Source organism: Halomonas sp. 141 (assembly GCF_002810305.1).
Lineage (GTDB): Bacteria > Pseudomonadota > Gammaproteobacteria > Pseudomonadales > Halomonadaceae > Vreelandella > Vreelandella stevensii.
This window is the reverse complement of the sequence record NZ_PINZ01000001.1, coordinates 224,768-245,305: the sequence shown is the minus strand read 5'-3', so window position 1 is coordinate 245,305 and position 20,538 is coordinate 224,768. Positions and strand designations below refer to the sequence as shown.

Annotated in this window: 25 protein-coding genes and 1 tRNA gene; 16 read left to right on the top strand and 10 right to left on the bottom strand. The window is 59.5% G+C overall.

All coding sequences use genetic code 11. The annotated features are described in order from the left end of the window. Positions 1-6: 6 nt before the first annotated feature. A complete protein-coding gene (locus CWI66_RS01230; protein WP_100730698.1) occupies positions 7-1,395 on the bottom strand; it encodes an exonuclease domain-containing protein in 1,389 nt (462 codons plus the stop codon). 21 nt (positions 1,396-1,416) lie between these two features. Continuing rightward, the gene (locus CWI66_RS01225) at positions 1,417-2,481 is read right to left on the bottom strand and encodes an ABC transporter substrate-binding protein (protein WP_332867947.1); all 1,065 of its coding nucleotides are present in this window, start codon (positions 2,479-2,481) and stop codon (positions 1,417-1,419) included. 289 nt (positions 2,482-2,770) lie between these two features. Between CWI66_RS01225 and CWI66_RS01220 the strand changes: the two genes are divergently transcribed. From CWI66_RS01220 to CWI66_RS01200, 5 genes are all read left to right on the top strand, one after another. Continuing rightward, positions 2,771-4,477, top strand: coding sequence for a potassium/proton antiporter (locus CWI66_RS01220; protein ID WP_100730696.1), 1,707 nt, complete (start codon positions 2,771-2,773; stop codon positions 4,475-4,477). A gap of 58 nt (positions 4,478-4,535) precedes the next feature. Beyond that, positions 4,536-4,626: transfer RNA gene (locus CWI66_RS01215), tRNA-Ser, on the top strand. A gap of 316 nt (positions 4,627-4,942) precedes the next feature. Next, entirely contained in the window at positions 4,943-5,878 is a 936-nt protein-coding gene (locus tag CWI66_RS01210) for an Abi family protein (RefSeq protein ID WP_157808939.1), read from the top strand. Between the two features lie 81 nt (positions 5,879-5,959). Continuing rightward, positions 5,960-6,679 carry a DUF6694 family lipoprotein gene (locus CWI66_RS01205; protein ID WP_157808938.1) on the top strand — a complete coding sequence of 240 codons (720 nt, stop codon included), beginning with the start codon at positions 5,960-5,962 and terminating at the stop codon, positions 6,677-6,679. Positions 6,680-6,755: 76 nt separating this feature from the next. Beyond that, entirely contained in the window at positions 6,756-6,938 is a 183-nt protein-coding gene (locus tag CWI66_RS01200) for a hypothetical protein (RefSeq protein WP_081135673.1), read from the top strand. A 2-nt stretch (positions 6,939-6,940) separates the two neighbouring features. On the opposite strand, the gene CWI66_RS01195 is transcribed toward CWI66_RS01200, so the two are convergent. Continuing rightward, positions 6,941-7,135, bottom strand: a complete 195-nt coding sequence (locus CWI66_RS01195) for a hypothetical protein (RefSeq protein ID WP_016913870.1) — start codon at positions 7,133-7,135, stop codon at positions 6,941-6,943. A gap of 111 nt (positions 7,136-7,246) precedes the next feature. Between CWI66_RS01195 and CWI66_RS01190 the strand changes: the two genes are divergently transcribed. From CWI66_RS01190 to CWI66_RS18140, 3 genes are all read left to right on the top strand, one after another. After that, positions 7,247-8,242 (top strand): hydrolase, encoded by a 996-nt coding sequence (locus tag CWI66_RS01190; protein WP_100730693.1) that lies wholly within the window; start codon positions 7,247-7,249, stop codon positions 8,240-8,242. Positions 8,243-8,271: 29 nt separating this feature from the next. Continuing rightward, positions 8,272-9,270, top strand: coding sequence for an aldo/keto reductase (locus CWI66_RS01185; RefSeq protein WP_100730692.1), 999 nt, complete (start codon positions 8,272-8,274; stop codon positions 9,268-9,270). A gap of 104 nt (positions 9,271-9,374) precedes the next feature. Then, complete coding sequence (locus CWI66_RS18140) at positions 9,375-9,539, top strand: hypothetical protein (RefSeq protein WP_016913867.1); 165 nt, start codon at positions 9,375-9,377, stop codon at positions 9,537-9,539. 105 nt (positions 9,540-9,644) lie between these two features. Here the strand turns inward: CWI66_RS18140 and CWI66_RS17930 are convergent, their stop codons facing one another. After that, positions 9,645-9,794 carry a hypothetical protein gene (locus CWI66_RS17930; protein WP_157808937.1) on the bottom strand — a complete coding sequence of 50 codons (150 nt, stop codon included), beginning with the start codon at positions 9,792-9,794 and terminating at the stop codon, positions 9,645-9,647. Between the two features lie 161 nt (positions 9,795-9,955). Here CWI66_RS17930 and CWI66_RS01180 point away from each other — a divergent pair, with 161 nt between their 5' ends. From CWI66_RS01180 to CWI66_RS01160, 5 genes are all read left to right on the top strand, one after another. Continuing rightward, positions 9,956-10,633, top strand: coding sequence for a Bax inhibitor-1/YccA family protein (locus CWI66_RS01180; RefSeq protein ID WP_039177898.1), 678 nt, complete (start codon positions 9,956-9,958; stop codon positions 10,631-10,633). 101 nt (positions 10,634-10,734) lie between these two features. Then, a complete protein-coding gene (tusD, locus tag CWI66_RS01175) occupies positions 10,735-11,124 on the top strand; it encodes a sulfurtransferase complex subunit TusD (RefSeq protein ID WP_100730691.1) in 390 nt (129 codons plus the stop codon). A 9-nt stretch (positions 11,125-11,133) separates the two neighbouring features. Beyond that, entirely contained in the window at positions 11,134-11,496 is a 363-nt protein-coding gene (gene tusC / locus CWI66_RS01170) for a sulfurtransferase complex subunit TusC (protein ID WP_100730690.1), read from the top strand. A 13-nt stretch (positions 11,497-11,509) separates the two neighbouring features. Further along, positions 11,510-11,791 carry a sulfurtransferase complex subunit TusB gene (gene tusB / locus CWI66_RS01165; RefSeq protein ID WP_100730689.1) on the top strand — a complete coding sequence of 94 codons (282 nt, stop codon included), beginning with the start codon at positions 11,510-11,512 and terminating at the stop codon, positions 11,789-11,791. 1 nt (position 11,792) lies between these two features. Continuing rightward, positions 11,793-12,143, top strand: coding sequence for a TusE/DsrC/DsvC family sulfur relay protein (locus tag CWI66_RS01160; RefSeq protein WP_100730688.1), 351 nt, complete (start codon positions 11,793-11,795; stop codon positions 12,141-12,143). Between the two features lie 27 nt (positions 12,144-12,170). Here CWI66_RS01160 and CWI66_RS01155 read toward each other — a convergent pair whose 3' ends face one another. Together CWI66_RS01155 and CWI66_RS01150 are read right to left on the bottom strand one after the other, a co-directional pair. Beyond that, positions 12,171-12,803, bottom strand: coding sequence for a helix-turn-helix domain-containing protein (locus CWI66_RS01155; RefSeq protein WP_100730687.1), 633 nt, complete (start codon positions 12,801-12,803; stop codon positions 12,171-12,173). Positions 12,804-12,888: 85 nt separating this feature from the next. Next, a complete protein-coding gene (locus CWI66_RS01150) occupies positions 12,889-13,830 on the bottom strand; it encodes a histone deacetylase family protein (RefSeq protein WP_100730686.1) in 942 nt (313 codons plus the stop codon). Positions 13,831-13,936: 106 nt separating this feature from the next. On the opposite strand from CWI66_RS01150, the gene CWI66_RS01145 reads away from it, so the two are divergent. Beyond that, positions 13,937-16,684: a bifunctional acetate--CoA ligase family protein/GNAT family N-acetyltransferase gene (locus CWI66_RS01145; protein ID WP_100730685.1), complete on the top strand. Its 2,748-nt coding sequence runs from the start codon at positions 13,937-13,939 to the stop codon at positions 16,682-16,684. A gap of 56 nt (positions 16,685-16,740) precedes the next feature. On the opposite strand, the gene pdxH is transcribed toward CWI66_RS01145, so the two are convergent. Further along, complete coding sequence (gene pdxH, locus CWI66_RS01140; protein WP_100730726.1) at positions 16,741-17,385, bottom strand: pyridoxamine 5'-phosphate oxidase; 645 nt, start codon at positions 17,383-17,385, stop codon at positions 16,741-16,743. Between the two features lie 165 nt (positions 17,386-17,550). On the opposite strand from pdxH, the gene CWI66_RS01135 reads away from it, so the two are divergent. Next, a complete protein-coding gene (locus CWI66_RS01135) occupies positions 17,551-18,243 on the top strand; it encodes a cytochrome b/b6 domain-containing protein (protein WP_100730684.1) in 693 nt (230 codons plus the stop codon). Between the two features lie 2 nt (positions 18,244-18,245). Here CWI66_RS01135 and CWI66_RS01130 read toward each other — a convergent pair whose 3' ends face one another. From CWI66_RS01130 to CWI66_RS01120, 3 genes are read right to left on the bottom strand one after another with little or no spacing between them, the layout of a single operon-like run. Continuing rightward, a complete protein-coding gene (locus CWI66_RS01130) occupies positions 18,246-18,641 on the bottom strand; it encodes a DUF2069 domain-containing protein (RefSeq protein WP_016913855.1) in 396 nt (131 codons plus the stop codon). Continuing rightward, positions 18,638-19,267: an NAD(P)H:quinone oxidoreductase gene (wrbA, locus tag CWI66_RS01125; protein ID WP_016913854.1), complete on the bottom strand. Its 630-nt coding sequence runs from the start codon at positions 19,265-19,267 to the stop codon at positions 18,638-18,640. Before wrbA ends, CWI66_RS01130 begins: the two co-directional genes overlap by 4 nt. Beyond that, on the bottom strand, positions 19,264-19,809 hold the full coding sequence (locus CWI66_RS01120; protein ID WP_081135647.1) for a gamma-glutamylcyclotransferase family protein: 546 nt from the start codon (positions 19,807-19,809) through the stop codon (positions 19,264-19,266). Before CWI66_RS01120 ends, wrbA begins: the two co-directional genes overlap by 4 nt. A 137-nt stretch (positions 19,810-19,946) precedes the next feature. Between CWI66_RS01120 and smrA the strand changes: the two genes are divergently transcribed. Further along, positions 19,947-20,537 carry a DNA endonuclease SmrA gene (gene smrA, locus CWI66_RS01115; protein ID WP_016913852.1) on the top strand — a complete coding sequence of 197 codons (591 nt, stop codon included), beginning with the start codon at positions 19,947-19,949 and terminating at the stop codon, positions 20,535-20,537. Position 20,538: the final 1 nt, after the last annotated feature.

The following is a 20,538-nucleotide window of genomic DNA, read 5'->3' as shown; positions in this document are numbered from 1 at the left end:
AGCCACTCAACCCAGCGGCTCGATCGACAGCCCGTGCTGATCGGCGTCGCGGATGAAGCGGTTGAGAATGCGGTAGGTATCCATGTCGAACTGCCCGGCAGGTGTTTTCAACGCCAGCGCAGCCTGCCGCGATGAGGCGCTGCCCAGATAGCACCAGTGATCGATCAAGTGATAGGCCGCCGGGCCCGTTGGGCGGCTCTGCTCGCGGAGAATGATACGGCCCGGCCACGGCCAGGCGCTTATCTGCAGGCCCGCCAGCGCCTGCTGGGCACGCAGCGTGTGCGCCTCTCGTGTTTCCTCGCCGCAACACGCCCCCCGGCATCGCCCCAGCTGGTGGGCAAAGCAGCGGCCCTTGCCCTTTTCCAGCCCCAATATCTGCGGGCAGAGCTGATGCGCTTCGGCCAAATGGCGCAGTGCCTCCTTGGCTTCCTTGGCGCTGCGGAACAGGCCAAACAGCTTCCCCGGCTGAGGTTGCCCCAGCAGCTTGCCATTGGCCAACGTGGGCTGCGCCGCATCGTCTGGCCAGTACCAGGTGTGTAGCTTGCCCTGGCGGCGTAGCTGGCGGTTCATGATGGGCATCAACTGCTTGACCAGCTGCGCTTCACGCAGTTGGGCGCTCAGGTCACCGGCCGTTTCCTCCCATTCCACGTGCTGGATCTGCTGGGCCAGGCGCATCTCCTTGTCATCCTGATGATCACGCTGGAAGTGGCCGAGCACCCGCAAGCGCAGGTTGACGCTCTTTCCCACATAGAGTGGCAGGCGGTTGTGCCCATAAAACAGGTAGACACCCGGTGCTTCCGGCAGCCCCGCCAGCTGCTCGCTGGGAAGGTGTGCGGGCAGGCTGCGGTGACGCTGCTCGTCAGCCAACGCCGCCTGCCAGGTGGGCGTATCGACCCGCTGTTGCCAGGTTTGCCAAAGGCCCCACAGGGCTTGCGCATCCTCTTCGGCTCGGTGGGCGTTGGTTCTGGGTACGTCGTAATGGGCCAGCAATGCCGTCAGATTGTGCCTGGGCAGCTGCGGTGCCAGTCGCCGGGCAAGGCGTAGAGTGCAGATTACCCTGGGGCGGTAAGCAATCCCGGCGCGTTTGAACTCGTTGCGCAGGAAGCCTGCATCGAAGCGAGCGTTGTGCGCCACCAGCGTGTCACGCCCCAACCACCCGTTGAGCTCCTCGGCAATGCAAGCAAAGGTGGGCGCATCCCTGAGCATTGCATCGTCGATCCCTGTCAGTCGGCTGATATGGGCCGGTACTCCCGTTGTGGGCTGGATCAGGCTGACCCAGCGCTCCACGACGTGACCGCCCACCATTTTCAAGGCGGCAATTTCCGTGATGCGGTCACGGGTAGCGCGTGTGCCGGTGGTTTCTATGTCGATGAAAATCAGTGGCGTATCGTTCATGCGGCTCCCGACTGGTCGCGCTTATGGCTCGGCCAGGGTATGCGGATTAATGGCCAGCCGCGAGGCAGGTAGCGTGGCCTCTATCGTGCCGGAGGCCAGCAGGTAACGTTCGAAGGCGCTGTAACGGCGCTCATCCAGGGCGGCCGGGCTCAGCGCCAGGCGGCGCACGATATTTGCCCAGGCGCCCTGGTTGACCGGGTTGTCGAGCACTGGCTGAGTGTTAATCACCAGTTGCCAGGCCTCGTCGGGGTGGTCGACGATCCAGTTGCTGGCCTCTTCCAGTGCGGTCACCAAACGCGACCAGGTGGCCGCGCGCCGAGTGACAGAATCGCTGTTGGCCAGCAGGATCAGGCCATCATGGCGGGGCATGTCGAGCGCCTGGTAACGCACCGTGTGGGTCACGATGCCATCTGAAGCCAGCTCTTCCGGCAGGGTTAGATAAAAACCGTCGGCAATGGCGTCGACGCGCCCTTCGCGCAGAGCGCCAGCCGCATCGAAGTGGACGTTTTCGGCGGGCGAGAACTCATCGATTTGCCGCAGGGACAGGGGCACCAGCGGTTCCGCCAGTAGGTCGCGCCCTTCGCGGGTCGAGAAGCCATAGTGGACTCTGCCCAATCCCTGGAGGGGGTCGGGCGAAGTGGCGGTGCCTGCCACGATCACGGCATTCAACGGGGTTTCGACCAGCGTGGCAATCCGCACGATGGGGGCACCAGCATGCACATTCAGGTGTAGCAGCGGCTGGCGCGACAGCGCCAGATCCACTTCTCCAGCCGCCAACAGTTTGATGGCGATGGTCGGGTCTGCAGGCGTCTGTAGTTCCACCTCCAAGCCTTGCAGCGCAAACAGACCGCGCTCCTTGGCAACGATCAGGGGGGCATGCTGGGGGCTCAAGTACCAATCGAACATCAGGCTCAGGTGCTTCATGGGCGGAGGGTCCAGAGGCGGCGGAGGCACCAGTGCCATGCTGGGCGCATCGTCTTCACTGGACGCTTGTTCCGGGGCAGCTGTGTCAGGCTCGTCGCTTTCGACGGGCGCCGCTTCTACCTCGGGGGGGGGATTGCTTGGCCACAGCCCTTTAGGCAGCACCAGATCACTTTCAAGCTGCAAGGGGGCGGGGTGAGTGTCGGGTGTTTCTGTATCATTTGCGTAAGTGGCTGAAATTGAAAATAATAAAAAAACCGTTAGCACCAGGGTGACGATGGAACGGGCACGCAATAATGCGTTCAACATAACCTGAACTCCAGAGGGTACGACGGCGGAGTTTAGCTGTCTGGGGAAGTCTCTGGCTAGCCCTGGGGCCATCTGGCCAACTCGCCCAGTAAAATCCGCTTGGGCATGCAATAATAGAATGGCATTGATGTAGAGACGGAGACTCATGGACGCAATTTATACCTTCTTTCTGGTAGGCGGTTCCCTCATGGCGCTCAGCATTCTGGCGAGCCGCTTGTCCTCCATGATGGGCGTACCGCTGCTGCTGATCTTCCTGGGGCTGGGGATGCTGGCCGGGGAGGAGGGCTTATTGGGTCTCGAGTTCGATGACTACTCCATGGCCTTCACCATCGGCCATCTGGCACTGGCCATGATTTTGCTGGATGGTGGGTTACGTACACGACTCAAGACGTTTCGCGTGGGGTTTCGTCCAGCCCTTTCGCTGGCAACGCTGGGGGTGTTCATCACCAGCGCCATCGTGGGCGTTATCGCCATGTGGGTCTTCGACCTCACCTTGATTCAGGGACTGCTGGTGGGGGCTATCGTCGGCTCCACCGATGCGGCGGCCGTGTTCTCGATGCTCAGTGGCCGTGGGGTGAACTTGAACGAGCGGGTTGGGGCAACGCTGGAGATCGAATCAGGCACCAACGACCCGATGGCGATTTTCCTGACGCTGATGCTGGTCGAGATGCTGGTGGGGGATATTGGTGGCATCAGTGAGACGCTGCTGTTTTTCGTTTCTCAGTTCGGCATCGGCCTGCTGGTGGGCGTGGCGGGCGGCTGGGGCAGCGCCAAGTTGTTGCGCTGGCTGGACCTGGCGCCAGGCCTCTATTCCATGCTGGCGCTTGCCCTGGGATTCAGTGTCTTTGGCCTTACCAGCGTGCTGGGCGGCAGTGGCTTCCTGGCCATTTACCTGGCCGGGTTGATGATCGGCAATCAGCCAGGCAGGCACCTCAACTTCATTCTACCGGTGCATGACGGGCTGGCCTGGTTAAGCCAGATTGGCCTGTTCCTGGTGCTCGGCCTGCTGGTAGCACCCAGCCAGCTCTGGGAAGTCGCGCTGCCAGCCAGTTTAGTGGCGTTGGCATTGATCTTTGTCGCGCGGCCGCTGGCGGTACTGATCACCATCAAGCCGTTCTTCAAGTTCCGCTGGCGCGAGACCTTCTTTATTGCCTGGGTAGGCTTGCGGGGTGCCGTGCCCATCGTGCTGGCCATTTTCCCGGTCATTGGCGGCGTCGAAAATGCCTCGCTCTACTTTAACGTGGCCTTCGCCGTGGTGCTGATGTCGCTACTGATTCAAGGCGGTTCGCTCAACCTGGTGGCCCGCTGGTTGAAAGTGCAGGTGCCCGTGGGCACCACGCCCAATCGGCGCGGCCCGTTGGGCATCCTGCCGGAAAACGATTTTGAAATGTTCGTCTACACGGTGGAAAACCAGGACCTGGACGATGTGCCTATCCGGCTGCTGCGGTTTCCCTCCGGCGCCTTGATCTCGTCGCTGTTCCGCAACCACGTCATGCTCCACCCCAAGGGCAGCACCCGACTGAAGCTGGGCGATGTGATCTGCGTGATTGGTCGCAGTGAAGACCTGGTGGCCCTGAACCGCTTGTTCAATGGCGATGCCAAGCTCAAGCAGGAGCGGGCGTTCTTCGGTACCTTTACCCTGGACGGCACCGCTCAGATGCAAGACATCGCCCAGGCCTATGGCCTGACCCTGAGCCCCGGCGAGCAGGAGATGACCCTGGCCGAGTTCGTCTCCCTGCGGGTAGGCGGCCACCCGGTGGTGGGGGACGACGTGGACTGGCACGGCATTCACTGGGTGGTCAGCGAGATGGAAGGCGGCGACATTACCCGGGTAGGCTTAAGACTCTACTAATTGATTCAAAAGGCGTTGACTTCCAAGGGAAAGCTGTTATTATACGCACCCATAAGCCGGAGGGATGGCAGAGCGGTTGAATGCACCGGTCTTGAAAACCGGCATAGGTTAATAGCCTATCCAGGGTTCGAATCCCTGTCCCTCCGCCACTTATTTGAAAAAGCTCCTGATTCGTCAGGGGCTTTTTTTATGCGTGTGATTTGGCCGAGAATGTATTTATCTCCATCTGTATTCGTTGCCAGCGCTACTTAAAGGGACGCTATCGTCAGGGCGCCTGCCTGCTTGATACCATGGATATGTATCAGGTGGGCCTTGTCGATTAACCAGTACCTGTCGACGCGGGGTTTATCTTGCTGCTGATGAGCAACATGCCTATAATAGATTTCAACAACACCCCCCAAGCCTATCCTGCAGCGCGCTGCGGTGATGCTCAAACCGGGGGGTTACTATTTTGGGGCTTCCAAAATGTACTATGACAAGCCTCCTATCCCTATTGAGCAGCAAGTGTCGCTACTCCGCAAGCGGGGCATGAATGTGCCAGATACCGCTCGTGCCGAGCATTACCTCACGCATATTGGCTATTACCGCTTAAGCGCTTACTGGTTGCCTTTTGAAGAGCCTAATGCGCTCGCTGACGTTGGGCGTACCCACCGTTTCGTTGCAGGTACCTCGTTTGATGATGTGCTCCAGCATTATATATTTGACCGTGAGTTACGTCTGATTTGTCTTGAAGCCTTGGAGCGGGTGGAAGTCTCCCTGCGCTCGTTATGGGTGAATGCATTTGCTCTTCAAAAAGGACCGCATGCGTATTTGGATGCTCAGTACTTTCATTGTCCTTACAAACACGCCAAGCAGGTGGCCAGAGCAGCCAACGATCTACAAGACAATGAAGAGGCGTTTGTAAAGCACTATCGCCAGAAGTATCGTGGGGCTGGATTGCCCCCTATCTGGATCATGGCGGAAACACTGACATTTGGAGCGCTATCGCAGTGGGTTGAACTCACCATGCCTACAGAAATTAAAAAGGTAGTGATTCAGCAGCTTGATCTACCGACCATCGAAATAGCCCAAGGCATTTTTCATAACCTCAGTCAGCTGCGTAATGTGTGTGCCCATCATGCACGCTTATGGAACCGTCGCTTCTCGAAAAAATATCCCCACATCCGTAGGATGCCGCTTCTCTTGCATCCAGAAACATCCGGTGAACAGGCCCGTTACATCTATAACCATTTCGTGATGCTTGGCCACCTGATGGTGGTAATCAATCCTGGAACATCCTGGCCGCGGCGGTTGTATAGCCTTCTGGAAAAGCAGACCGAAGCCACCCACGTAGCGATGCACCTTCCCGATCACTGGCGGACAGCACTGGCTGCCACTGGCCCGAAGGGCAGTTTCAAGTGATCAATCCGCCCACGAAGGGCTATTTCCAAAGCGCCACCAGATAGCTTATGTTGTTAAATCGACCAACAGGATGGTGACTCTATGAAACGGATATTAGCGGTAGCGATGACGATGGCGATGGTGGGCGTTGCTTTTGCAGACCCGACCATCGATGCTTCCAACCCACGATACTTTGACCGGTCCCTCGATGAAATTCGCGCTTCACTGGATGACAGCGAGGCTGAACGCTTCGACGAGGCCGTGAATACGCTGCTGATGCGCCGTTCCCAGCAGGGGCTGACCATCGTTCAGCTCAGTGAACTGCGTGATGACGAGCTGGAAGCCCTCGCGACCGAGGCCCGGCGCAGTTTGCACGGGTTGAGTGGGCCGCAAGTGCTGGCCCTGTCAGGGGACTTGCCCGAGAAAGACAAGGAAGGCCATGAGCTGGAAGAGCCCATTGCTCAAGAAATGCTGAGCCGGTTCGTGGTGGAAAGTGCCGAGTATCGGTTAAGCGATGAAGGGGGGGCTGGCAGCACGCCGGTGATCGAACTTCGAGTGACCAACAACACGGGCGAACCGGTGGCACAGGCCCATTTTCGAGGCGTACTGCAAAGCCCGGGGCGGTCGACGCCCTGGGTGGATGAAACCTTCTTCTATACCATTTCCGGGGGCATCGAGCCCGGTGAAACGCTGGAGTGGAGCCTGGCCCCGGATAGCACCGGAGCATGGGGGAATCCGTCGATCAGCGACGATGCGCAGTTGAGTATCGAGGTTCTGCGCCTGGATGGCCCCACCGGTGACATGCTGTGGGAAAGGCCTTGAGAAAGCGCCTGACATGACGCATCAAAACCCGCCAAGGCGGGTTTTGATCGAGGTATCACTTGCGCAGGAGCGCACCATGGATAAAGTATTTGCCTGGGACCATCGCCGAGAGCGGGTGGTCTATCGAATACCGGGGCATCGTCATGACGATGGGCGAGAGGATAGCGACCTGTCGCCCGTGTGGCTGGCTGCTCAGCCCGACGATTTGCCGGAAGGCGTGGCCGTGAAAGACTTGCGCAAGGTCGACGTGGATGAGTAGCCTTATGGCTGCTCGTCGTGTGTTTGCTCGTTGAGAGTATTGGCCACATCGTCGGCTTCGGGCTTGGTGGCGCCTCGATGGCGAACCAGCTCGCCGTCGCGTTCGTTTTCATCCCTCGTGTCGACCACCCACCACTCGGGCTGGTCGTCGATTTCGGCACCTTCCTTTACTGCACGGTAGACGGCAAAACGTTCCATAATCCTCTCCTTGGTCATGATGGGTACGTTAACCCTAGCGCATATCGGCAACGGTTGCCGAAAGTTTGTTAAGCTTATCGGCTACTTGAGCGTGTAACAGGAGCCCTGCCTGTGTTTCAGCCGTCCCGCTGGCTGGTCAATGGCCATCTTCAAACTGTTTATAGCCCGCTGTTACGTCGCCGTGCGGCCCTGTCGCGCCACCGTGAACGCCTGACCCTGCAGGATGGGGATTTCATCGACCTGGATTGGTATGGGCCTGAAGGGCCGCAGGTGCCTTGTGCTGTGTTGCTGCATGGTCTGACGGGCAGTGCTTCTTCTCACTATATCGTTGGCCAGCAGCAGGCCTTGGCGGCCATGGGCTGGCAAAGCGTTGCGGTGAACTGGCGTGGCTGCTCCGGTGAGCCGAATCACCGAGCCCGAGGGTATCACTCCGGGGCCAGCGAAGACCTGGCCGATATCGTGGCCCAACTGGTAGGGCGGGCGCCGCAGAAACCGCTGGCCGCCGTCGGTTACTCCTTGGGTGGCAATGTGTTGCTGAAGTACCTGGGAGAAACCGGCGAGCAGTGCCCTTTACAGGCCGCTGTGGCGGTGTCGGTTCCCTTTCGGCTCGACCACTGTGCCGACCGTATCAGCCAGGGGGCGTCCAGGGTGTATCAGGCGCGCTTTCTGCGTGACCTGCGCCGCTACGTGGAGAACAAGCGTCACGCGTTCGAAGCCCAGGGCCGCGAGGAAGAGTTGGCACGTTTGAGCGCTTTGCAAAGTCTGGAGGGGATGCGCACCTTCTGGGACTTCGATGGTCGCGTGACGGCGCCTTTGCATGGGTTTGCCAGTGCGGCCGAGTATTATCGCCGTTGCAGCAGTGCTTACTTCATTGGCCGCATCGCAAGACCCACGCTGGTGATTCATTCGTCGGATGACCCTTTCGTTTATCCTCATAGCGTGCCGCCGAGCGGTGAGTGGGCGTCTTGCGTCACGCTGGAGCTGCATGCACAGGGGGGCCATGTGGGATTTATCGAAGGCACGCCATGGCGGCCACGCTATTATCTCGAACACCGCGTGCCACACTGGCTCGCCGAACAAATAGCCGTACACGCCGCCGTGTCCTGATCACTTGAATAGGCAAGTCGAGGTTATTCATGTCTGGATTTCTGAAGCGTTTGAACGAGGTCGGGTCACCCCGCATTGGCCTGGGCTGCATGAACCTGTCCCATGGGTATGGCCAACGCGTATCGGACGCCGAGGCCATCCGTGCCCTGGAAGAAGCCTTCGAGATGGGATATCGCCATTTCGATACCGCCACGCTGTATGGCGGTACGGCCAACGAGCGGCTGCTGGGGAGCGCCCTGGCCAACAAACGTCACGCGCTGCTGCTGGCCAGTAAAGGCGGAATGGCCATGGACATGGAGCGCGGCCAACGGGTGATCGACGGTCGTCCCGCTACCTTGCGCAGACAGTGTGAAGAGAGCTTGGCGCGTCTGAAAACCGATCATCTCGATATCTACTATTTGCATCGCCTTGACCGTCAGGTGCCGATCGAAGAGAGCGTGGGCGCGCTCGGGCGCCTGGTAGAGGAGGGCAAGCTGGGCGCGGTGGGGCTATCGGAGATTTCAGCAGCGACGTTACGCAGGGCTCATGCCGAGTACCCCATTGCGGCCGTTCAGTCCGAGTATTCGCTGTGGACCCGCAACCCCGAAATTGCCCTCAAGCAGGCCTGTGAAGCGCTTGGAGTGACGTTGGTAGCCTTCAGCCCCCTGGGCAGAGGCTTCCTGACGGGCACGATGGACACGCATACGACGTTCCCTCAGGGCGACATGCGGGCCAACATGCCACGCTTCACGGGCGATAACCTGGTGCAGAATGTACAAGCACTGGCTGATGTCAAGGCGCTGGCCGCACACCAAGGGTGGACGCCTGCCCAGTTGGCGCTGGCCTGGGTCTGTGCACAGGGGGAGAACGTCGTACCGATACCGGGCAGCTGTTCTACCCAGCACATGCGTGAGAACCTGGCGGCAGAGAACCTTCGCCTCGATGCGGATGTATTGGCCAGCCTCCGTCAGATGATGCGCCCAGAGACGGTAGCAGGCAGCCGTTACAGCGATGCACAGCAGGCGGATATCGATACCGAAGAGTTCTGACGCGCCTGGGGCACTTTATTTTTTCGGCGCCGTTGCATTCTTTCAGCATTTGGCTAACATCCAAATTATGCTAACAGGCTGTTAGCCTCCTAAGGAATACCGCCATGTTGAAAGGTCTGATTATCTGTTTCGCTGTACTGTTTGCCCAGTTGGCGGTACTGAACGTGATCGATGCGCGTCTCTACAACGCTCAGGATGCCCGCCAGTCTGCTTCTACCGTGGTGACACCGCATCGGGATGAAGAGGGCGATAGCGAATCGTCCGTGTAAGGGGTAGCGTTGTTCGTTGACTGTGGCTGGATAAAAAAACGACGGCAGCTTTCAAAGCTGCCGTCGTTTTTTTGGTGCTGATTAAAGCATCTCTGCCAGCCACTGTTAAAACGTGGCCCAGGACTGCTGGTCGGCGCGTTCGTGATAGCGCTCGCTGCTGAATACGCTGAAGGACTCACCATCGACCTTATAGCGTGTGGCCGCCAAGGCGAAACAACCTACGGAAGAGATGATGACAGGGATCTTGTGGCGCATTGTCGTGTCCAATGTATGTTGGGAAATATCAGCATAGTTGAATCGCCACTCGAGGCGACAACGCAAGACACTCGTTGCGTTTAAAGACAAAAACTTGCGTATGGAACCTGAGGACGGCATTCTTGTCCGTTGTGAGTATGACCATATAGGGAGCACTGATAATGGCTTTTAACGATTCCAACCTGGCAAGAGCACAGACCACCACGGTCAGTGGTGCCAGTGCCAACAAGGTTCTGCGCAACACCTACGCGCTGCTGGCAATGACGCTACTGTTCTCTGCCGTCATGGCAGGGGTGTCTGTGGCCATGGGCATTCAGCAGCTGAACATTTTCGTGTTCTTCATCGGCGCCTACGGCCTGATGTTCCTGGTGCACAAGACTGCCAATTCAGCCGCGGGCCTGTTGGCAACCTTCGCGTTCACCGGTTTCATGGGCTTTACGCTGGGCCCCATCATCTCGGCCTACCTGACACTGCCCAACGGTGGCGCGCTGATCATGAACGCGCTGGCCATGACGGGGCTGACGTTTATTGGTCTGTCGGCTGTGGCGCTGACGACCAAGAAAGACTTCAGCTTCCTGGGCAACTTCCTGCTGGCTGGCGCGATCGTGCTGGTGCTGGCCATGGTAGCGGGGCTGATCTTCAACATTCCGGCGCTTTCCTTGATGGTGTCCGCGGGCTTTGTGCTGTTCGCTTCGGCGGCAATTCTGTATCAAACCAGTGAGATCGTTCACCGGGCGGGCGAAACCAACTACATTCTGGCGACCGTCACTCTCTACGTCTCGATCTACAACCTGTTCATCAGCTTGCTGTCCATTCTGGGCATCATGAGCAACGATTGATGTAGCAGGGATGCTCACTGAATGAGAGCATCATGCAAGTACCAACAGACCCTACCCAGTAGGGTCTGTTTTTTTGGCTTCGCTAAAACGAGAGGTGAGCCATGCAGTATGGCCTGTTAGTGATGGGCGCTCCGTATTCAAGTGCCGCTCCTCATTCAGCGCTGCGCTTTGCCCATCAGATCATTGCGTGTGGGCATCGGGTTGCCGGTGTGTTCTTCTACCGCGATGGGGTTCACAATGCGTCGTCGTTGATGACGCCGCCTCAGGATGAGCTCAACCTGCGCGAGGCGTGGGTTGAGCTCCATCATACCCACGGTGTGATGCTCGATGTATGCGTGGCAGCGGCCTTGCGTCGGGGGTTGCTCGATGAGTCCGAGGCGAAACGCCATGGCAAGAGCGTGGCCAACCTGGAGGCTCCGTTCTCGCTGACCGGGCTTGGCCAGCTTTTAACGTTACAGCAGCAGTGTGATCGCCTGATCACCTTTGCCTAGGAGCCATTGATGAGCACTTCTCAACGTCTGGTGATCATTCGTCATGGGCCCCATGCGTCCAACGCCTTGCGTGAAGGGCTGGATGTGGCCTTGGTGGCGGCGGCATTTGGTGAAGAGGTAAGCCTGCTGTTCATGGGGCAGGGGGTGTTTGCGCTGCTCAAGGAGCAGGGCGCTGGCGCGCCGGGCCAAAAAGCGACGCTGCCGACGATGAACATGCTGGAAATGTACGACATCAACGACCTGTGGGTGCCCCAAGAAGCGCTGGACGAGCTGAGCTTGACGCCCGATCACCTGCGGGAAGGGGTCAAGTGCTTGCCAGCAGCGGAGCTGCCTGAGCTGTTGGCACGTCATGAACAGGTACTCACCTTTTAATGGGCGACATACGATGCTGCATATAGTCAACAAACCACCTGAGCACAGCGCCGCACACCAGATGCTGGCAGTCGTTTCCCCGGGTGACACGGTACTGCTCATCGAAGACGCCGTTCAGGCCGTGCTGCACGATGCCTGGCAGGGCTGGCGCATGGAAGGCGTGGAGGTGCTGGCGCTGCATGACGATGTGGTAGCCCGCGGGTTGAGTGGATATGCATCTGACAAGCCGTTGGCGGATATGCCAATGTTTGTCCGCTTGACCGAACAGCACCCGCAGATCTTGACGTGGTATTGATATGAGTAATGAAGATTTATACCGTTATCTTGATTCGGCTAAAACAATCCAACTTGACCCTGAGGGCTATCTGGTAGAGCAAGGCCAGTGGTCAGAAGAAGTAGCGGAGTGGCTGGCGAACGACGAAGGCATGTCGTTGACGACAGAACACTGGGAAATCATCCATGTGGTACGAGACTTCTATGCCCGTTACGAGATGGCACCTGCGATGCGCCCGTTGGTCAAGGCCACCACACAAGCACTGGGAGCAGAAAAAGGGCGCTCGATCTATCTGATGACGCTCTTTCCTGGCAGCCCGCCGAAACGTATTGCGCGGATTGCCGGTTTGCCCAAGCCGACCAACTGTCTTTGAACGAGCGCCTGCTGATCATGGCAGGCGCTATACCAGGTCTCCTCGCGTACAAACCGAGAGCACCACGGCATCGTCCTGGCTGGTCGACACCAGCGCGTGGCCCATGTCGCTATCGAAATAGATGCTGTCACCCTCTGCCAGTACCAACGGGGCATAAAACTCGGTGTACAGCATGATATCGCCGTGCAATACCATCAAAAACTCTTCGCCGTCGTGACGCACCCACTGATGATATTCGTCAAAGCTACGGGCGCGCACGATGGTCTTGAACGGGATCATGCGTTTTTGCGCCAACTGATGCCCCAGTAGCTCGTGTTCGTAGGTGGGGGGGGGGTGCAGCTGCCCTTTGCCTTTGCGGGTAAGATCACGACGGCCCATGGTGTAGCGCTCACGCTTGGGCGGCGTAAACAGCTGCGGCAGGTCGATATTCAAACCGCTGATTAGCTTCTGAACCACGCTAAAGGTTGGCGAGACCTGATCATTTTCGATCTTGGACAGCGTCGAGCGGGCAATACCGGTACGTTGGCTCACGTCTTCCAGCGTCCATTGGTTGGCCAGACGGATCTGCTTAAGTCGCTCACCCAGGCGCAGCGGCTCGACAAAAGGTTTTCGCCCTGAGGCAATGCGCAGCGCGGCATGCTCTTCGGAGGTCGCGGTCATAAAGGTCACGTAGTGAGAGCGTCAATGAGTGAGAACGTCAACGAGAGCCGCATGGTACCACAGGCGAAAGAGGCGCGGTGGCGCCCTAGGGCGTATCGGTGAAAGGCAACCCCAACAAGGCCTTGAGATGCGCTTCACTGCTGCTGGCCAGCGAGGTCAGGTTATAGCCGCCTTCCAACACGGACACCACTCGGTTGTCGGCATACAGGGCCGCTATCTCCATGGCCAGGTGCGTCACCCAGTAAAAGTCCTCGTCCTCCAGGCATAGGTCGCCCATGGGGTCCTCGCGGTGAGCATCGAACCCCGCCGATAGCATCACCAGGTCCGGTTTGAACGCATGCAGCGCTGGTAGCCACTGGCGTTCGATGGCTGTGCGAAACGCCGCGCTGTCGGTGCCGGCCTCCAGCGGTGTATTGACCACGTTCTGCCACTCGCTGCGCAGGTAGCGCCATGGATAGAAGGGGTACTGGAAGCTGGTACAGACCAGCACATCGGGGTCATTCTTGAAAATATCGATGGTGCCATTGCACTGATGGACATCGAAATCGAGTATGGCGATACGCCGAGCGCCATATTTTGCGCGGGCATGGGCAGCGCCCACCGCTACGTTGTTGTAGAAGCAGAAGCCCATGGCGTCGGCAGCTTCCGCATGGTGCCCAGGGGGTCGGACAGCACAAAACACGTTGTCTGCCTGCCGTTTGTAAACCTGATCGACGCCACGAATCACCGCTCCGGCCGCCACTCTGGCCGCTTTCAGGCTCTCCGGGTTCATCATGGTATCGCTGTCCAGCGTTACGATTCCCTCATCGGGCACGCACTTTTCCAGCGCTTTCAGGTGGCGTAGGGGGTGCACCCGTGCAAGCGCCTCATCATCCGCTTCCTTGGCATCCCCCTGCATGGTTTGTTGCAGCAGCCCGCTCAGCGACAGGCGTGCCCGAATGGCTTCCAATCGCTCAGGGCTTTCGGGATGTTCCGGCCCCATATGGTGCAATACGCAGTGGGGGTGGGTAAGGTAGGCGGTAATCATGCAAGTGCTCCGGTGACAGTAAAGCCACCTTAATCGCCCCGGGGGCTTGCGCGACAGTGTCAATAAGTCGTACACAGTAGGGACCCATGTCAGAGGAGATGCCTTCGTGAGCACACGCTTTCTGCACCATTTTTTCGAGCCTCGCTCCATTGCCGTGTTTGGGGCGTCTGAAAAGCCTGAGTCGCTAGGCGGGCTCGTGTTGGGCAACGTGCAGGAGGCGGGCTTCAAAGGTGCGCTATGGGCGGTGAACCTGAGGGGCTACGACAGCGTATTTGGGGTCAAATGCGTCAGAAATGTCGACGAGCTGCCGGAAGTCCCTGACCTGTGTGTCATCTGCTCGCCTATCGAGGGCGTGCCTCGTTTGATCCGCAAGCTGGGCAAGTTCGGCGCCAAGGCCGCGCTGGTGCTGTCAGGCGGCGCCTACCTGGACCGCGAGGAGGGCGACAAGGGGTCGATTCGTCAACGCATGCTGCAGGCCGCTCGGGAATCCGGCATCCGAGTGCTGGGTCCGGAGTGCATGGGGCTGATCGTGCCTGGCAAAAAGCTCAACGCCTCTTATGCCAGCCAACCCATCAAGGCCGGGCGGGTCGCGTATCTGGGCCAGTCCGGCATGTTGGCCAATGCGATGATCGACTGGGCAGCCGGGCGGGACGTGGGCTTTTCCCATCTGATTACCGTGGGTGACAGCGTCGATGTGCTGCTGCCGGATTTGATCGACTACGTGAATCAGTATTCACCGGCCCAGGCCATCCTGCTGCACCTCGAACGGGTCACCGACGCCCAGCACTTCATGACCTCCGTGCGGGATGCCTCGCGCAACCGGCTGGTGGTGGCCATCAAGAGTGGTCGAACCCCGCAATCGGATATTTCCGGCATGCCGCCGACGCCGGGTATCGCCAATCGTGACGTAGTGTTCGATGCTGCCTTTGCCAGGGCAGGGGTAGTGCGAGTGAATGACTCGGACGAGATGCTGGATGCGCTGGAAACGCTGTCGCGCATGAAGCCGCTGCGCGGAGACCGCCTGGCCATCGTGTCCAATGGCCTGGGCCCCGCCATGCTGGCCATCGACAAGCTGATGAGTGCCGGAGGCACGCTGGCCGAGTTCGACGCCGACACCCAGGCGGCACTGCACAAGAACCAGGTCGACATGAGCAAACCGGGGGAAAACCCGGTGGACCTGGGGGGCAACGCCACGCCGGAGCGTTTCGTCGAGGCGCTGCAAATCGTCACCGCAGACCCTAATGTCGATGCGGTACTGGTGGTTCACGCCCCCACTCGTCTTGCGCCGTCGGTGGCCACTGCCCAGGCACTGATCGATCACCGCAAAACCTTCAAGCGAAACCTGCTGACCAGTTGGATGGGGCTCAAGGAAGCTCTGAACGCCCGCCATGTCTGTAACCTGGCGGGGATACCCACCTACACGTCGCCGGAAAAAGCGGTCAAGGCCTTCATGCACATGGTCGACTATCAGCGGGTGCAGGCGCTACTGCATGAGATTCCGCCCAGCCTGCCGTTTTCCACCAGCCCGGCCATTCGCGCCGAGTGCCGCGCCCTGATCAAACACGCCAAGGAGCAGGGGCGGCAAACGCTGACCCACTCGGAAACCGCCCAGGTGCTGGAAGCCTACGGCATCCCTACGGCAGAAAGTGTCTACCTCCAGTCGCCGGAAGAAGCTTTGCAGGTGGCAGACCGCTTTCCGGGGCCCAAGGCGTTGAAAGTGATTCACGACGGCAACTGCCGACCCTATCGTTATCGCAAACATCCTCACAAGCTGTCCGCAGGCCTGCTGCAGGACCTCGAAAGCGCCCAACAGGTGGCCGATGGCGTGCGCCAACTGGGTGACAAGGTCCGCGAGAAATTCCCTGAACACAGCGTGCGTGAGTACTGCCTTCAGCCCATGCAGCGGGGCAAGCACTCCATGCAGATTTGTGCCGGCATCACCCGAGATCCGGTGTTCGGCCCGCTGATCGTGTTTGGCATCGGGGGCTACAAGGTCAACGTGCTGGCGGATCGGCAGGTGGCCCTGCCGCCACTGAACATGAGCCTGGCCTCGGATGTGGTCGGCCGCACCCATGCCGCCTCATTGATCCGAGAACACTCTGCCGACCCCGAGCGGGACATTCAGCGGCTCTGCCAGCTGCTGGTCAAGCTGTCACAGATGGCCTCCGACCTGACCGATCTGCGCGGCCTGGAGCTCAACCCGCTGCTGCTCAACCGTGACGGCATGCTGGCGGTGGATTTTGCCATGGATTTGGGCACTCCCGCCCGGTTCGCCATCATGCCGTACCCGGAAGAGCTGCGGGAATGGGTTTCCCTGAAAAACAGTTGGCAGGTGGAAGTACGGCCCATTCGAGCAGAAGATGCGCCGCTGATCACCGCCTTTCACCGGCAGCTGTCGGAGGAGAGCATCCGTTTTCGCTATTTTCACAACAAGTCCAGCCTGACTCAGCGCGACCTCTCGATTCTCTCGCACATCAATTATGATCGGCAGATGGCCTTCATTGCCGAGCATCAGCACGACGATGGCAGCAAGGAGATGTTGGGGGTGGTGCGGGTGTGGAACGACCCCGACAACATTCGCACCGAGTTCTCGATCATCATTCGCGATGATTTGCAGGGCCTGGGGATCGGTAGTCTGCTGATGAAAAAGATGATCGATTACTGCACCAGCATCGGCACCCTGGAAATGATCGGCAAGATCATGGTGGACAACCACCCCATGCGGGCGCTGATGAAGCACCTGGGGTTCCGCTGCCGCTATAACATGGAGGAGCAGGTGATCGATGCAGTGCTGAGACTCAACGAGCCAGATAGCGAATGGCAGCGCCATCGCCTGGAGAGTTTACCGGATTAAAGGTGGGTACTGCCTGAGGAGCGGCCTCCTCAGGCAAGGTGATATGGAAAGTAATGTCAGGGCGCCAGGCGGAAGCGGCTCCACTCGCCACCGTCGCGGCGCTCGTAGCGCAGGCGGTCGTGCAGGCGGCTTGGCTGGCCTTGCCAGAACTCGATCATTTCAGGATTGACCCGGTAACCTCCCCAGTGAATCGGGCGCGGAATCGTTTGACCTTCATACGCCTGCTCGAAGCGCTTCTGACGCTCCTCGATCCAGTTGCGGTCAGGAATCACCACGCTCTGGGTAGCGATCCAGGCGCCCAGCTGGCTGCCGCGAGGGCGGCTGGCAAAATACTCGTCTGACTCTGCCGCCGGAACCTGCTGGACAGGCCCTTCGATACGCACCTGCCGCGACAGCGACGGCCACCAGAAGGTGAGTGCCGCGTAAGGCACGTTATTGAGCTCGCTGCCTTTGTGGCTGTGGTAGTTGGTAAAAAACACCATGCCCTGAGCATCGAAGCCCTTGAGCAGTACCACGCGGGCATGAGGGCGCCCCTGGCTATCCACCGTGGCCAGGGTCATGGCATTGCCATCCTGGCCTTCCTCTTCCAGGGCAAGGCTGAACCACTCATCGAACAGCACAAACGGGTCGCTGGGGGCGGCGGCTTCTTCCAGACGTCCACCTTCGTAGTCGCGCCTGACATCGGCAATGTTACGTGTCATGAGCGGATCTCCCTTGCTTTCATCAATTGTATGCGGGTTATGTTCGCTGGTCTGTGCGTAAAGCTCAAGCATTGATCATGCCTCGCTTTGCTACCTGTGCTTGTGACGGCGATAGCAACGTGGATAATGAGACCCCTTGCCAGCGCCATGACAGAGGAACGGGGAATGCAGAAGGAGACAAGACGCATTGCAGTATGGGATGTACTGATACGCCTGTGCCACTTGGCCTTGCTGGTCGCGGTCGCCCTGGCCTTTTACACGACCAAAACCGATGGGGCGCCGTTTCTGTTTCCCATCGAGGTACATGCTCAGGCGGGTTATGTGATTCTAGGGCTGGTCGTCTTCCGCGTACTGTGGGGGCTGGTAGGCAGTCGCTACGCTCGTTTCTCTACCTTTCTCTACTCTCCGGCGCGTACTACCGACTATGTTCGTGCGCTGATGAAGCGCCAGGAGCCACGCTATGCCAGCCACAACCCGTTGGGCGGCTGGATGGTCGTGCTGCTGCTGTTGAGTCTTGGCTTTCAAGCCCTCAGCGGTCTGTTCCTGAGTGACGATATCTTCTTCCAGGGGCCGCTGAACGGCTGGATCGAACGTGACCTCAGCCGCGATCTCGCCAGGCTGCACGCCCTGAACAGTGATTTGCTGTTGATATTGATCGGCGTGCATGTGGCCGGGGTGGCGCTACATGGTGCCAAGGGGGAAGGGCTACTTGCTGCCATGGTCACTGGCGTGAAACGCTTTGCCCGGCCGCCCGTGGATGAAGCACCCGCCGTTCACTCGGCGGCTACCCAGCGGCTGTGTGCCGTCGGCGCGCTGCTGGTGGCGGCGGGTGTCAGTGGTTGGCTGTGGTTTGCGTAAGATCAGCCTTTCAGGTGCTGCTGACGGCTACGGAAACGCGCGTAGCCCATACAGCCGGTGAATAGCGCCAATGCCACGATGGCTTCCAGCACGCCGCGCAGGCCTTGCCCTGGCAGCGTGGCCAGCATGACCCCTTGGGTGAAGTAGAGCAGGCTGACGAAGGCCAGCCAGGCATGGCCGCGCGCACGCTGGCCAATGATCGAGGGCAAGAACAGTAGCAGCGGCAAAATGAACGCCACCACCGGCCGCCAGTTGAATTCATCCCCTTGAATGAAGAACCCACGATAGATGACCAATAGCATCAGCAGCGCGAAACTCCCCAGCACCAGCTGGCGGGAGTAGCGGGTCAACGTATCCAGCCCGTGGCGCTGTTCCAGACCATCCAGCCACTGTCTCATGAAGCCTCCTTGCGGCGCATTGCTTCAAGTGCCATGGCCAGCCGGGCAATACGTTTGCCTTGTGCTCGGCACAGCGCGCGTTCGTCGGCATCCACCGGGCGGTCACTGCGGGCGCCCGCCACGTGGCTCGCCCCGTAGGGAGTTCCGCCGGTTTGGGTGCTCAGTAGCTCGGTCTCGCTGTAAGGCACGCCTGCGTACACCATGCCATGGTGCAGCAGAGGCACCAGCATGCTCAGCAGCGTGCTCTCCTGGCCACCGTGAAGGCTGGAGGTCGAGGTGAAGGCACAGGCGGGTTTATCGATCAGTGCACCATTCATCCAGAGGTTGCTGGTGCTGTCCAGGAAGTACTTCAAAGGGGCGGCCATGTTGCCAAAGCGGGTCGGGCTGCCCAATGCCAGCGCGCTGCAGTGGCGTACATCGTCCAGCGTGGCGTAAACCGCGCCTTCTTGCGGAATCTCGGGATCGACGGCCTCGCAGGTGGTTGATACTGGCGGCACCGTGCGCAGGCGTGCTTCGATGCCTGCCACGCTTTCCACGCCGGCGGCCAGCTGTCGTGCCATCTCTGCCGTCGCGCCTGAACGAGAGTAGTAGAGAATCAATACATAAGGGGTAGCATCGCTGCTCATGGTCGCTCCTGAAGGGGCCTGAAATAGGCAAGGACGCTGCCTGGGGTTGGCGGCGTCGTCAAAGATGTGGGGTATGTTACCAGAGCGGCCAGGTCGACAGGAGGGGCAAGCCAACGTTGCCCGAGGGTTGGCAAGCGCACGTATACCCAAGCCTGCTGCCCGTTGGCCAGCGGCTGTTTGATGCGGTTATAGCGCACCCCCAGCCGTTCGTAGCGGTCCAGCCTTTCCAACTGATCTGCCGTCACGGTCAACAGCAGCCCCTCCACGTGGGCCGCTGGGTTAGGCGCCAGGTCGAGGCCCCGGCGTTCGAAGCCCGGTAGCCGTGCTTCGCTTGGATCGCCGGACGCGCCCATGACCGCCCAGCGCACCGGCCAGTAGCGCAGCGTGCCATAGACGAACACCTGGTGAGTGCGCGGTTCGACCTCGGCCACGCTATCGGGGCGTTCATAAAACCAGGGGCTCAGCATGGTCAGCCACAGCCACCCGGCCATGCCGATCAACAATAGCCCCATGGCCCACAGCCCGCGTTTGACCCAAACCATGGGCATCACTCCTCAGGTTGCAAATCTCTCAGCTTGAACGGCGTGACGACACAAGACAAGTCTTAAGCAATATCGCGGGGTTTGCTACGATGGTAGAGAGTAGCGTGGCACTCTATAGCTGACGAAAGGAGCCTGAGATGAGTCAGTCACTTCGGGATGAGTTGGATTTCCGTTCGCTGGTCGGCGAGGTAACGCCGCTGGCCAAGCGAAACCGTGCCGATACAGGCCCTCGGCGGCAAACGCCCTCCGAGGCGCAGCTGGCCAGACGCGAGAGCGCCGCTCAGCGCTTCGATGAGCGCAATTTTCTGTCCGACGACTTTGTCGATCTGCTGCCTCCTTTCGACCCCATCGAGTTTCGCCGTGAGGGAACCCAGCAGGGCGTGGTCGATAAGTTGAAGCACGGCGGTTACAGCGTTCAAGCTCAGCTTCACCTGCTGCGCAGGCCTTTGGCGGAGTGTCGGCGCATGCTGTTTCCGTTCATTCAGGAGGCCTATGCCCACGACTTGCGCTCGGTGCTGATCGTGCATGGGCGTGGCCGCGAGCTGGATAGCCCAGCCAACGTATTACGCTCTTATATCGCCAAGTGGCTGACTCAGTTCGACGAAGTGCAGGCGTATGTCTCCGCCCAGCCGTCGGAGGGTGGGTTGGGCGCCACATGGGTGATGCTGCGCAAGAGCGATCGCGCCAAGGCCCACAATCGAGAGCGCCAGCAGAAACGGCGCGGCTGAA

Excerpts from the sequence above, each read along its gene's own strand:
- CWI66_RS01230 (WP_100730698.1), bottom strand. The coding sequence starts at position 1,395 with ATGAACGATACGCCACTGATTTTCATCGACATAGAAACCACCGGCACA.
- CWI66_RS01220 (WP_100730696.1), top strand. The coding sequence starts at position 2,771 with ATGGACGCAATTTATACCTTCTTTCTGGTAGGCGGTTCCCTCATGGCG.
- CWI66_RS01210 (WP_157808939.1), top strand. The coding sequence starts at position 4,943 with ATGTACTATGACAAGCCTCCTATCCCTATTGAGCAGCAAGTGTCGCTA.
- CWI66_RS01205 (WP_157808938.1), top strand. The coding sequence starts at position 5,960 with ATGAAACGGATATTAGCGGTAGCGATGACGATGGCGATGGTGGGCGTT.
- CWI66_RS01200 (WP_081135673.1), top strand. The coding sequence starts at position 6,756 with ATGGATAAAGTATTTGCCTGGGACCATCGCCGAGAGCGGGTGGTCTAT.
- CWI66_RS01195 (WP_016913870.1), bottom strand. The coding sequence starts at position 7,135 with ATGGAACGTTTTGCCGTCTACCGTGCAGTAAAGGAAGGTGCCGAAATC.
- CWI66_RS01185 (WP_100730692.1), top strand. The coding sequence starts at position 8,272 with ATGTCTGGATTTCTGAAGCGTTTGAACGAGGTCGGGTCACCCCGCATT.
- CWI66_RS18140 (WP_016913867.1), top strand. The coding sequence starts at position 9,375 with ATGTTGAAAGGTCTGATTATCTGTTTCGCTGTACTGTTTGCCCAGTTG.
- CWI66_RS17930 (WP_157808937.1), bottom strand. The coding sequence starts at position 9,794 with ATGCGCCACAAGATCCCTGTCATCATCTCTTCCGTAGGTTGTTTCGCC.
- CWI66_RS01180 (WP_039177898.1), top strand. The coding sequence starts at position 9,956 with ATGGCTTTTAACGATTCCAACCTGGCAAGAGCACAGACCACCACGGTC.
- tusD (WP_100730691.1), top strand. The coding sequence starts at position 10,735 with ATGCAGTATGGCCTGTTAGTGATGGGCGCTCCGTATTCAAGTGCCGCT.
- tusC (WP_100730690.1), top strand. The coding sequence starts at position 11,134 with ATGAGCACTTCTCAACGTCTGGTGATCATTCGTCATGGGCCCCATGCG.
- tusB (WP_100730689.1), top strand. The coding sequence starts at position 11,510 with ATGCTGCATATAGTCAACAAACCACCTGAGCACAGCGCCGCACACCAG.
- CWI66_RS01160 (WP_100730688.1), top strand. The coding sequence starts at position 11,793 with ATGAGTAATGAAGATTTATACCGTTATCTTGATTCGGCTAAAACAATC.
- CWI66_RS01155 (WP_100730687.1), bottom strand. The coding sequence starts at position 12,803 with ATGACCGCGACCTCCGAAGAGCATGCCGCGCTGCGCATTGCCTCAGGG.
- CWI66_RS01150 (WP_100730686.1), bottom strand. The coding sequence starts at position 13,830 with ATGATTACCGCCTACCTTACCCACCCCCACTGCGTATTGCACCATATG.
- pdxH (WP_100730726.1), bottom strand. The coding sequence starts at position 17,385 with ATGACACGTAACATTGCCGATGTCAGGCGCGACTACGAAGGTGGACGT.
- CWI66_RS01135 (WP_100730684.1), top strand. The coding sequence starts at position 17,551 with ATGCAGAAGGAGACAAGACGCATTGCAGTATGGGATGTACTGATACGC.
- CWI66_RS01130 (WP_016913855.1), bottom strand. The coding sequence starts at position 18,641 with ATGAGACAGTGGCTGGATGGTCTGGAACAGCGCCACGGGCTGGATACG.
- wrbA (WP_016913854.1), bottom strand. The coding sequence starts at position 19,267 with ATGAGCAGCGATGCTACCCCTTATGTATTGATTCTCTACTACTCTCGT.
- CWI66_RS01120 (WP_081135647.1), bottom strand. The coding sequence starts at position 19,809 with ATGGTTTGGGTCAAACGCGGGCTGTGGGCCATGGGGCTATTGTTGATC.
- smrA (WP_016913852.1), top strand. The coding sequence starts at position 19,947 with ATGAGTCAGTCACTTCGGGATGAGTTGGATTTCCGTTCGCTGGTCGGC.